Here is a 9,937-nt window from a genome sequence, read left to right on the forward strand (position 1 = left end):
CGCCCGGCCGGCACGACCGGCCGGGCGGGGCTGATCCACCAGGGCGCCAGGCGGTCCCGCGAAGGTCTCGCGGCCGTCCTGGCGCCGGCCGGCGCCAGGACGGATCGCTGGCGGCTACTTGCCGAGAGTCTCGGCCACCTCGGCACGGCGGGCGAAGATTTCCTCGGTCCGCTCCGCCATCTCCTTCAGCGCCTTCTTGCGTCCCCGGCTGGACAGTCGGTCGAGGTAGAGGCCGCCGTGCAGATGATCGGTCTCGTGCTGCAGGCAGCGGGCGAAGTAGCCGGTGCCCGCCAGCCGCACAGGGGCGCCGGTGCAGTCCTGGCCGCGGACGGCGGCGTGTTCGAGCCGGGCAACCTCCATGTATGCGCCCGGCACGGACAGACAGCCTTCCTCGCCCTTGACCAGCCGGCGCTCGGCGGGATCGGGCTCCTCCAGCTCCGGGTTGACGAGGTGCCCCACGTGCCGGACGCCGTCCTCGTCGGTGCAGTCGTAGACGAACAGGGCGGCATCGACGTCTATCTGGTTCGCGGCGAGCCCGACCCCCTCGGCGCCGTACATCGTGGCGAACATGTCGTCGATGAGGGCAGCGAGCTCCGGGGTACCGAATTCGGTGATCTTCCGGCAGGGTCGGTGCAGGATTGGCTCCCCGACGACCGTGATGCGCCGGACGGTGCCCCGCGCCACCTCGGGCGGGACCTCGGGATAGGCGTCGACCGGCTCTCCCAGGACCCGGACCCGCAGATCCCGTTTCTCGTTCGCCTCATCCGATCGCGCGGTACGCGAGGCCATGGCGGGCTTCTCCTTCCATCCGACCGTCGGCGCGCCCGCGCGGGCGGCGGCGCGGCGCCGGCCGGCCCACCCGCCGTCCGCCAGGCCGAACCGGGCCGCCGTCGATCCTCGACATGCTGATGCTTTGCCTACGAGCTTGGCAGAGCGCCCCCGCCATCCGCGCGACGGATCGACGCTCCCCGCGCGAATATCGCACCGTCGGGCGGGTGAAGCAGTTCATCCGGCGGCGCCCGGCATGTCGGTGGCTGGCCGCGGGACCACAGCGGAACTCGCGGCAGAACTGGCCGCAGGACCACAGAAGGATCACAGAAGGGCCGCGGAGGGACCGCGGAGGGACCGGCGGCGGAGCCCGGCGGTCGCGGCTCGGCCGGCGAGACCCGGCGGCGGGACCCCTTAGCCGGATGGACGGCGGCCGGCCCGGCGGCTGCGGGCGAGCTGCTCCCACCAGACGGCGAACTCCTCCTCCGCGCGGCGCTGGCGCTCCTCCCGACACTGACGGCACTGGGTGTCCTCGGCTGGACGCTGCCCACAGGTGGCACACGTCGGCCCGGACGTGTCACCCATCTCGCCGTGGGCCTCCTCGACTGTCCGCCGACAGAAGCAGCTCACCGAGCCGTACGTACACGTCACCCAGGGAGACAGTTGCCCGGAACCGTGGTGTTCCGACCACGCATGGCCACACAGTGAACACGACTGCACGGGGGCATTCGAACACATGAGCCACCCGAGCGCATCGGCCCGTGCGTGCCAACTCCGGTTATCCACAGGCGCGGCGAGGCGAGAGCGAGGCGAGAGGAAGCCAGGTAAGCCCGCCGTCGGGGGTACCGGCCCGCAAGCCGGCACCCCGGGGCAGGTTCAGGCGGCGAGCAGCCCGGCGAGACGCGTCACGGCGGGCCGCGACTGCAGGTGCAGCCGTTCGAGGTCGAGACCCTCGTCGCCCAGGACGACGAGCAGCCTGGTCTCCCCGACCGCGTAGACGATGATGTGCCCACTCTGGCAACGGGTGATCACTTCACGCAGCGGCCCCATCCCGGCCTCCTGGCCGGTGGAACGGCCGAGACCGAGGGCGGCGGCGGCCATGGCCGCGAGCACCTCGGGTCGGACACCGTCGGCGTCGGCGGCGACCAGCAGGCCGTCGGCGGAGGCGACGGCGCTGTTGGTGACGCCCGGAACCTGGTCCCGCAGGGCGTAGAGCTCGGCGAGTACCCCATCGGTGATCGTGCTTGTGCTCATCGACGCCTCATTTCTTCCGCCACGGAAGTCCGCGCGGACCGACAGGTCTCTCTGCTCGGCGTCTGCCGACGCCGCCGGGGCCTGGGCCGTCAGAGGTCGAGGCCGCGGGCGATGGTGCGCAGGTTGTGCCGGGCAAGCGCGAGGTTCGCCCGGGGCCGGTCCAGGGCCAGGTAGAAGAACAGCGGGCTGCCGCCACGGTGGAGCAGCCGGATCAGGTGGTACTGCTGATCGAGGGTGATGAGGATGTCCTCGATCCCCTCCTTGATCCCCAACGCGTCGAGGGTGCGGGCCTTGGCGCGCACGACGTCGGTGTTGCCGGCCGAGGCCGCCTCGAGATCGAGTGTCCGGCCACCACCGGCAGAACCGAGCATCATTCCGCTCTCGTAATCGACGAGCGAAACACCGATCGCACCGTCGATTGTCATTGCTTCCTTGAGTGCGGTCTCGATGTCCATGATGTACCCTTCAACCCGTTGACAGCATGACGAAATTGCGTCGGCAGGCCTTTTAGTATTCGCGTGCACGTCGGCGGGCATATCGTGTAGACGAGGCGACCGTACCCGTGCACGAACGGATTGTCACATCGAGGACCCCACGATGCCGGATGAGATAAAGAACACGCAGACCCCCGTTTCTTCTACCGACGGCCCACCCCACAAGGAGGAGACGGGTATGCCGCCGGCGGAGGAAATGCCGGCCGGCGTCGACATTCTGCTTGCCGAGCTCCGGCGGCAGGCCCGGCAGGAATTCTCCGGCACGGTCGTGGTGCTGGGCGAGGCGAGCGGAAAGGTCGTCCTTCGGGACGGTCTGCTCACGACCGCCACCACCTCGGCGGCGCCCGGACTCGAATCGCTGCTGCTGCGGTCGGGGCGCATCTCCGTCGAGGAGTGGACCGCGGTGTTCGCCGCGGCCGCGCCGAGCGGCCGGCTGCCGACGGCGCTGGTCGAACGCCGGCTGCTGGGCAGTGCGGGCGTACAGGTGGTGACCCGGATGGCCACGATGGACGCCCTGTTCGCGCTGGCCATGACCCAGATCGACAGGGTGGCCGCGGAGCCGGCCGGAGCCGGTTTCCTGCCCCCGGTGCTGCCCGTGGAGCCGGGAATCGAGGTCGAGCGGGCCATCCGGGAGACGAGCCGACGGCTGGCGAACGCCTCCCGCTGGCGCGCCGGCCTGGGCCTGGAGCCCCAGACCCGCCCACGTCTGGCCAGCCCATCGTCACGACGTGCGTCGGCGGGCGGGGCTCAGGCCGACCTGTTGGCCCGTGTCGACGGCCGCCGAACGTGCCGGGACATCGCGTTCACGGTAGGCCGCGGACTGTTCCCGGTCCTGACCGACCTGGCGTCGCTCGCGGGGGATGGCCGGATCGTTCTTCCACCCCCGCAGGGGCGATCCCCGGTCGTCCCGCGAGCCGAGCACGGCGGCGCGTCCGGCTTGCCGTCATATGGCGACCGGCTGTACCCGGAAAACCCGTCGGGGACGGATGTCGGCGATTCCCGAGAAACCCGCCAGGGGGTGCTGGTGGATGGTTCTCTTCCTCGCCGCCGCCGCTCCCACCCGCCCGACCGTAAAGCACCTGGAAACCGTCTGAAAAGCTGATCGGCGACCACCCGGGAACCAGTCGGCGGGGTCGCACCGGCGCGGAAGTGCGTATTCTCCGGCAGCCGCCCTCGGGGGCAGCCGGCCGGCGATGCCGCCGCGGGGAGGGAGCGGGCCTGATCGGCGCGAGAATCACGGCGTCGTGGTCGTCGTTCATGTCGCCGCCGCGCTGCCCGCACGGGCGGTGATGTCGACCGGCGGTGGGGAGGCGGGGCGCAGAGACTCGGACCGTGGTGGTGCTCGCTCCGGCGACCCGCTGGACACGGCAGGTCGAGCACGCACCACCCGAGATCCGGGGGTCCGGGGGTCGCCCCCCGGGCAGACATTGCGGCAACCGGAAAGCCGCCCAAAGGGCGACGAACAGGCGAAGCCAGCGCGCGTGGAGCTCCGGGGGTGGACCTTGAACCCCGATCTTGACCGCTACCTGCGGGAACGCCCCAAGCCCTCCAGTCGGACAGGCGGAGTGTAGTCACAGGATCACTGAACGTACGTAGTGGCTCCCCCGGGAAACGGGGAGCCCCTTTTTCGTGCTCGTGATCTCGAAACGACCCGAGCCGGTGCCGACAGGCATGGATGCTAACTTTTGCAAGCATCCTGCTAGCACTCGGATCAGGTCATTGGTTGCGATCCTTCGTCGGGTTCGTCGATGATCTCCGGCCGGCCCGGTCTGCCGATGTGCCGTCGGTGTTCCCTCGCGGCGAGTCGTCGGGGCGCCCACGCCTCCCCGATCGCGATATGTATCCGGTCGATCATGGCTGCGCCACCGAGCCGGTATGCCTCGACTTCCCCGTCACTGACCGGACTGGTTGTCGTGCGTTCAAGCTCCGATTCAAGAGCAAGGACAGCGTAGAGGGCACGCCGGTAGTCCGAGGCAAGCAGCGGCGGGTCACCGGACGGGGCACCATCAAATTCGCTGTCGCGGTCAAGCAGGATCTCGGCGTATTCCCGGAACTCATCCGCGACGCTCTTGCCGCTGTTTCCGACGCCCATCACGTGATTGTCTCCTGTGGTTCGACTGGGCGCGGCCTGCCAGCATCGAATTCCATGGGAGCGATCGCGAAATGCACGATCCCATTGTCCCGCGCGTACTGCCGTGCCGCCGCGCGGGACTCAAACCAGACGATCACCTTTCTCGGACCGACCGGCCCTAACCTGATCAGCGCGTAAATCGTGACGTCCTCGTCCATCCCGCCTCCGCTCCGCCCTTGTGGGGCCGATCGACACTGGTCTTTTTCGCGGTCGGCGACCCGAGTCCGGGAGTCAGAAGGGAGCGTAAGGGCCTTCTGCTGCGACCGGACCCGGGTGCCTGCGGAAGAATCTAGGGCTCGGCGAAAGCGACCACGAGCGGTGATCCGTGGTACTTTGCGCCCCGCCCGATCACGGCTACCACGTAACGTAATAGCCGCGCCACCCTAGACGGATATGTCCAAAAAGTCGGCTAGGCTGCGAAGCTCCTGACCCAACGATCGCTTGCGGCTCTGCAATATGGTGAGAAGCACGTCCTTGGCCTTGCGCTGATGCCGCAGCCATTCGGGGGAGTTCTTCCGCAGATGGAGAAGAATGTCGGTGGCGTCGCGGTAGTCCCGTAGCGTGGTGTGGGCGGACGCGACGTCGAGGAGATGGCGGCTCAGGTTGTCGGACCGGTATCGGCCTGTCCGTGGCTGCGGGATCGACTCCGCGAGTCTCAGTACCCCCCGCGCGTCACCTGTGATCATGACTGCTTCGGCGCGTTTCATCGTCACGACCGCTGGACCGAAAGTTGTCAGGTACTGGTGGTAGCGACCGGGCGAGCGGATGACGGACACACGCGATGCGGCAACCTCGGCGAGCGACAGGAATTCGTCGGAGGAGTCACGCCGATTGTTGCGGATCGCGGCGGCCGACCCGCGCAGCAGGAGCCATCCCCATGCCGAGAGTTCCGCATCGGTGGCCGTGGACATGCGCGGCTCGATCGTCGAGGCGGTGTCTCGGGCGAGCGATTCCGCGTCGGTGAACCGACCCTGTCTGATGAACAACCACGCCTGCGAGATGGCGCCAGATGCGGCGGTGAGAGGGTCTCCCGCACCGGTTGCGTCCTGTATCGCGTCCCGAATGGCGGTATAGGCAAGATCGTACTGTCGCACCTGCGTGAGGAACCATCCGGCAAGTTGATAGATCTCGGCCCGTAGCCGCAGCAGGGGGGGCCGTTCCTCGGACGCGGCATGGTCGATCAGCCAGTGGCTTTCGCGGACCATTCGCGGGAGCATTGCGGCGACGGCCTCGAAGTCGTCAGCGTGGTAAAGGCGAACGGCTTCCGACAGCGCCGCGCGCAGGTCCGACTCCCGCACCTCACCGGACGGCTGTCCCGTGAAGGACGCGACTCCTCCGATGCCGACAACGGGAGTGAGCACCCGACGCAGAGGAAGAAGATTCAGCTTATTGTCTTCCTCGCGGTCGGGGGTGGGGGCAGGGGAAGCCGATCCGAAGAGAGTGGATGTCTCGACGTCGAGGGCACGCGCGAGGATATGAAGCGTTTCGATCCGGGCACTTCCACCCTGTTCAATCTTACGAATCGTGGAAACACTGAGTCCGGCCACGTCCGCAAGTGCTTCCTGAGTCAGGCCACGTCGGTGGCGCAGGTTCTGGAGATGGGTTCCCGGTGCCGACTCGTCTACCATCACGCCCTCTTCTCGCCCCGCGTGCGCAAGTCATCCTCAGGATACGGCGCCGTGGCTGTCCTGCCGACCACCCGCGATGGTCCGGTCGGACACTTCCGAGGCGAATATTCGCGTGTCTGGCGATCACTTGTGCCGGGGCGATGGTTCGGCGCGTCCTGGGCGTCGGTGATCGTCGGGTCGGTCGCCGTGCACGCCGGGGGCGGCCGGACGCCCAACGCGCGCAGACGCGCGCACGCGCGTTGGGGCCGTGCATGCACGCCCTCGTGCACACCGGTGCACGGCGCGTTGCACGGCCCGTGCACACATCGTGCACACCGGTCCGATCGGCCGATCGAGAGTTGTCACGGCCCGGTCGGAGCACTGCCACACATCTTGATCGTGGACTCGGCTTTCCGTGTTCAAACCATGGCTTTCGTCCCGGCTCTCGGCTCTATTGTCCGATTCGCTGTAGTGGGATAATTAGGCTCGGATCGGTGTGCCCTGCCGTGCGCCGCTTCGAATGATCGTCAGTCCGATTCCTGTGAAGTGGGTGGGTATGACATCGTTGTGGATCTTTGCTGGCCGTTCGGTGCGTCGGCCGGGCGCGGCAGGCCGTGGCACGCGCCTCTCCTCGGCGACCGGCGTGCGTCGTCTTCTCACGGTCGTGTCCGTCCTCGGAGAATCCACGACGGCCGGGCGGAAACCCGGGTACACATGGCGCGGTGGATCACCTTAACCGGCGGGCTATTCACTCTGTGTGACGGTAGCGGGATGTCCGCTACGGGGTAGCGGCGCCGCTGACGGGTACGACGGCCTGTCCGCCGGTCTGAGCTGGGCGGACGGGTCGGGGTAGCCGTAGCGGCCGTGGGGTCGCTGTCGCGCGCATGCCCTCGTTGGGCGGGGGCGACGTGCTGTGACGGGGCTACCGCTGCCTGCGCGGACATCGTCATTCCTCGGATGATCCGGATCACGCGAGAGAAACGGGTATCGGCTCGTTGGACGCGGCACGCCGTGACAAGGTTCAGATCCTCGCCGAATATCAGCCGGAAATCGACTGCGACGACTTCGCCGCCGCGATAGTCGCCTGGGCGGACATCCTCGTCCGCGAAGAAGCGGAGAAGGAAAAGGCGGTGATTCCCTCGGCCCGAACAGAAAAAGCCGGGAGGCTCGGTCACGACTCGAAGAGTCGGTTTTCGTAGGGTCACGTCGTGCTACCATGCCCGCGACGATCACCACGAGAAAGGGTGTGCCCATGCCCCCGAAATTCACCCCGGAATCACCTGTGCCGTTGCCCGAATCGTCTTCTCGGCGACTGCGGGCGGTTTTCTATCTTCGGGTGTCGACGAAGTCGCAGGTGCGCACCGACTACGATCCGGAAGGCATCTCGATTCCGGCGCAGCGCGTCGCGTGCGGGGCGAAAGCCGAGACGTTGAACGCCGACATGATGGACGAATATGTCGAGCCGGGCGCCTCGGCTCACAAGAACCTCGAACGCCGCGAAGCGTTCCGCGAAATGATCGCCCGGATCGAACGGGACCGGGACATCGACATTGTGATCGTCTATCAGCTCAGCCGGTTTGCGCGGGACCGGTACGAAGATGCCGCTTTCACGCTGCGCCTGCGGAATCTCGGGGTTGTTCTCGTGTCCGCCACGGAGAACATCGACGAGACGCCGGCCGGTGAACTCCTCCACGGCATGCTCGCCGTGATCAACCAGTATCAGTCTGCCGCCAGCGGGAAAGACATCAAATACAAGATGCGGCAGAAGGCCGCGAACGGGGGCACCCCCGGGCTTGCCCCGATCGGCTACCTCAACGTCCGGATCCGCAGCGAGGGACGGAACATCGCCGATGTCATCTTGGACGATGACCGGTGGCGACTCGTGCAATGGGCCTTCGAGCAGTTCGCCACGGGCACATGGACGGTGGACAGCCTGACCGACGAACTCAACCACCGCGGCCTGACCAACCGCGCCGCAGGGAAACGCCCGGAACGGCCGCTACAACCCTCCCATATCCACAAGATGTTGACGAACCGCTACTACATCGGCGTTGTCACCTTCGACGGCGTCGAATACCCGGGCGGCCGGCATCCCACCTTCGTCACGGAAAAGACCCTCACCAGAGTTCAGGGAATCCTGCGGTCTCGCGCCACCGCCGGCGACAAGCCGAGCAAGCATTTCCACCCCCTGAAAGGTAGCCTGTTCTGCGGTCAGTGCGGATCAGGATTCGGCATCATGAACGCGACCGGACGGGGCGGCGGGAAATACCCCTACTTCTACTGCCTCGGCCGGCAACGCGGACAATGCGAACAGCCGTATGTGATGATCGAGGTGGTCGAACGGCTCGTGGCGGACTGGTGGCGCCGCGTGGAGATCACCCCACGGCAAAAGGCCCGGATACGCGACATCGTCCTCGACAGCGCGCAGACCCTCGTGACCAACGGCACCGAACAGGCAGACCGACAGAAGCGCCGCATCAGCGACCTGGAAGACGAACGGCGCGCATGCATGCGCGCCTACTACAACGGGGCCATCAGCGAGGAATTCCTGAAGGAAGAGCAACAGAGGATAGACCGTGACCTTGGTAAGGCGCGTGCGATGCTCCACGCCTGCGAAGGCGAATGGCAGTCGATCGGCGCGATTCTCGACCGGCTGTTGAGCCTCTGCGAGGACAGCCACACCCTCTACACCACCGCCCCGGCACTCGTGCAGCGCCAACTCAACCAAGCGGTGTTCCGCCGATTCTGGATCATTGACAAGGGAATTCACGGGGCGGACCTGTTCCCCCCACTCGCCCAACTCCTCGGCGACGATCTTGCCGCCCTGCTGAGCCAGGAGACTCAGAACCTGATCAAGGCCCAGAACGCCGCAGACGAACCCGGAGCCCCGGACCTACACGTCTCCACCAGCGAGGGGCCCCCGGTCGTCCACGGGGACGGCAGGCCCCTTCACGAGGAAACGAAAGCGCCGTCCGGCATCTACCCGAACGGCGCTGCGCCTTACCAGACCAAAAGGGGCGAGGATCATGTTTCAAACATCGCCACTCTGGTGGACCTAGGTGGACTTGAACCACCGGCCTCTTCCTTATCAGGGAAGCGCTCTAACCGACTGAGCTATAGGTCCCGGCAACGACTGCAACCATACAGGACGGCGGGGCCGGGGTGGCGGCCGCCGCCGTCCGTTGGCGCTACTGGTCGCTGAGGGTGAGTTCGATGCCGCCGATCATCTCGGCGCAGAGGTTGTAGAGCAGGGCGCCGAGGGTGGTCAGCGCGGTCATCAGGATGACGTTGATCGCGCCGATGAGCAGGCTGATCTCCATCGCGCGGCCGAACGACAGCCAGCTCCTGACGTCGCCGGCGCTGCTGTCGGTGAGGGTGTCCGCAGCGTCGGTGACGCTGTTGAACACCCCGATCGAGTTGAGCACGAACCACAGCACGGCGACCGCGACCAGCAACACGACGAAGACGCACAGGGAGAACGCGAAGCTGAGCCGGGTCACGGTCAACGGGTTGACCTTGGACAGCCGCAGCTTGGCGCGACGGCCGGCGCCGGGCGGGCGGGCGGAACCCGCGTTCGGACCGGAGCGACCTGGGCTGCGCAGGGCGCCGGCCCGGTCGGCCGGTACGGCCTCGAGCTGGTCGTCGAGGGCACCCGGCGAGGTCGTGGTCGTCGCGTGCGGCGG

At 67.3% G+C, this 9,937-nt stretch carries 11 protein-coding genes, 1 tRNA gene and 1 pseudogene; 3 read left to right on the forward strand and 10 right to left on the reverse strand.

Annotation, left to right across the window (positions count from 1 at the left end; genetic code table 11):
* Positions 1-114 precede the first annotated feature (114 nt).
* The 4 genes from def to ND748_RS17335 form a co-directional block, all read right to left on the reverse strand.
* Positions 115-789 carry a peptide deformylase gene (gene def, locus ND748_RS17320; RefSeq protein ID WP_251746840.1) on the reverse strand — a complete coding sequence of 225 codons (675 nt, stop codon included), beginning with the start codon at positions 787-789 and terminating at the stop codon, positions 115-117.
* Between the two features lie 393 nt (positions 790-1,182).
* Positions 1,183-1,353, reverse strand: coding sequence for a hypothetical protein (locus tag ND748_RS17325; protein ID WP_251746841.1), 171 nt, complete (start codon positions 1,351-1,353; stop codon positions 1,183-1,185).
* Positions 1,354-1,644: 291 nt separating this feature from the next.
* Positions 1,645-2,022 carry a roadblock/LC7 domain-containing protein gene (locus tag ND748_RS17330; protein WP_251746842.1) on the reverse strand — a complete coding sequence of 126 codons (378 nt, stop codon included), beginning with the start codon at positions 2,020-2,022 and terminating at the stop codon, positions 1,645-1,647.
* A gap of 89 nt (positions 2,023-2,111) precedes the next feature.
* Positions 2,112-2,477 carry a hypothetical protein gene (locus tag ND748_RS17335; RefSeq protein ID WP_251746843.1) on the reverse strand — a complete coding sequence of 122 codons (366 nt, stop codon included), beginning with the start codon at positions 2,475-2,477 and terminating at the stop codon, positions 2,112-2,114.
* A gap of 142 nt (positions 2,478-2,619) precedes the next feature.
* Between ND748_RS17335 and ND748_RS17340 the strand changes: the two genes are divergently transcribed.
* Positions 2,620-3,618 (forward strand): hypothetical protein, encoded by a 999-nt coding sequence (locus tag ND748_RS17340; protein ID WP_251746844.1) that lies wholly within the window; start codon positions 2,620-2,622, stop codon positions 3,616-3,618.
* 609 nt (positions 3,619-4,227) lie between these two features.
* Here ND748_RS17340 and ND748_RS17345 read toward each other — a convergent pair.
* From ND748_RS17345 to ND748_RS17355, 3 genes are all read right to left on the reverse strand, one after another.
* Entirely contained in the window at positions 4,228-4,608 is a 381-nt protein-coding gene (locus tag ND748_RS17345; protein WP_251746845.1) for a hypothetical protein, read from the reverse strand.
* Entirely contained in the window at positions 4,608-4,805 is a 198-nt protein-coding gene (locus ND748_RS17350) for a hypothetical protein (RefSeq protein ID WP_251746846.1), read from the reverse strand. The genes ND748_RS17345 and ND748_RS17350 overlap by 1 nt, the downstream gene beginning before the upstream one ends.
* 225 nt (positions 4,806-5,030) lie before the next feature.
* Positions 5,031-6,275 (reverse strand): helix-turn-helix domain-containing protein, encoded by a 1,245-nt coding sequence (locus tag ND748_RS17355; RefSeq protein WP_251746847.1) that lies wholly within the window; start codon positions 6,273-6,275, stop codon positions 5,031-5,033.
* 974 nt (positions 6,276-7,249) lie between these two features.
* Here ND748_RS17355 and ND748_RS17360 point away from each other — a divergent pair.
* Together ND748_RS17360 and ND748_RS35070 are read left to right on the forward strand one after the other, a co-directional pair.
* The gene (locus ND748_RS17360; RefSeq protein ID WP_251746848.1) at positions 7,250-7,453 is read left to right on the forward strand and encodes a hypothetical protein; all 204 of its coding nucleotides are present in this window, start codon (positions 7,250-7,252) and stop codon (positions 7,451-7,453) included.
* 53 nt (positions 7,454-7,506) lie between these two features.
* Positions 7,507-8,556: pseudogene (locus ND748_RS35070) on the forward strand (recombinase family protein); the annotation flags it as partial.
* Here ND748_RS35070 and ND748_RS17370 read toward each other — a convergent pair.
* The 3 genes from ND748_RS17370 to ND748_RS17380 form a co-directional block, all read right to left on the reverse strand.
* Positions 8,476-9,024: a hypothetical protein gene (locus ND748_RS17370; RefSeq protein WP_251746850.1), complete on the reverse strand. Its 549-nt coding sequence runs from the start codon at positions 9,022-9,024 to the stop codon at positions 8,476-8,478. The pseudogene ND748_RS35070 and the gene ND748_RS17370 sit on opposite strands and share 81 nt — an antisense overlap.
* A gap of 277 nt (positions 9,025-9,301) precedes the next feature.
* Positions 9,302-9,378, reverse strand: a tRNA-Ile gene (locus ND748_RS17375).
* A gap of 64 nt (positions 9,379-9,442) precedes the next feature.
* A partial coding sequence (locus ND748_RS17380; protein WP_251746851.1) for a DUF3566 domain-containing protein occupies positions 9,443-9,937 on the reverse strand: 495 nt, incomplete at its 5' end.

Source organism: Frankia sp. AiPs1 (assembly GCF_023716945.1).
In the GTDB taxonomy this organism is placed as follows: domain Bacteria; phylum Actinomycetota; class Actinomycetes; order Frankiales; family Frankiaceae; genus Frankia.

Bases quoted from the DNA above. Each gene is read 5' to 3' on its own strand.
- def (WP_251746840.1), bottom strand. From the start codon at position 789: ATGGCCTCGCGTACCGCGCGATCGGATGAGGCGAACGAGAAACGGGAT.
- ND748_RS17325 (WP_251746841.1), bottom strand. From the start codon at position 1,353: ATGGGTGACACGTCCGGGCCGACGTGTGCCACCTGTGGGCAGCGTCCA.
- ND748_RS17330 (WP_251746842.1), bottom strand. From the start codon at position 2,022: ATGAGCACAAGCACGATCACCGATGGGGTACTCGCCGAGCTCTACGCC.
- ND748_RS17335 (WP_251746843.1), bottom strand. From the start codon at position 2,477: ATGGACATCGAGACCGCACTCAAGGAAGCAATGACAATCGACGGTGCG.
- ND748_RS17340 (WP_251746844.1), top strand. From the start codon at position 2,620: ATGCCGGATGAGATAAAGAACACGCAGACCCCCGTTTCTTCTACCGAC.
- ND748_RS17345 (WP_251746845.1), bottom strand. From the start codon at position 4,608: ATGGGCGTCGGAAACAGCGGCAAGAGCGTCGCGGATGAGTTCCGGGAA.
- ND748_RS17350 (WP_251746846.1), bottom strand. From the start codon at position 4,805: ATGGACGAGGACGTCACGATTTACGCGCTGATCAGGTTAGGGCCGGTC.
- ND748_RS17355 (WP_251746847.1), bottom strand. From the start codon at position 6,275: ATGGTAGACGAGTCGGCACCGGGAACCCATCTCCAGAACCTGCGCCAC.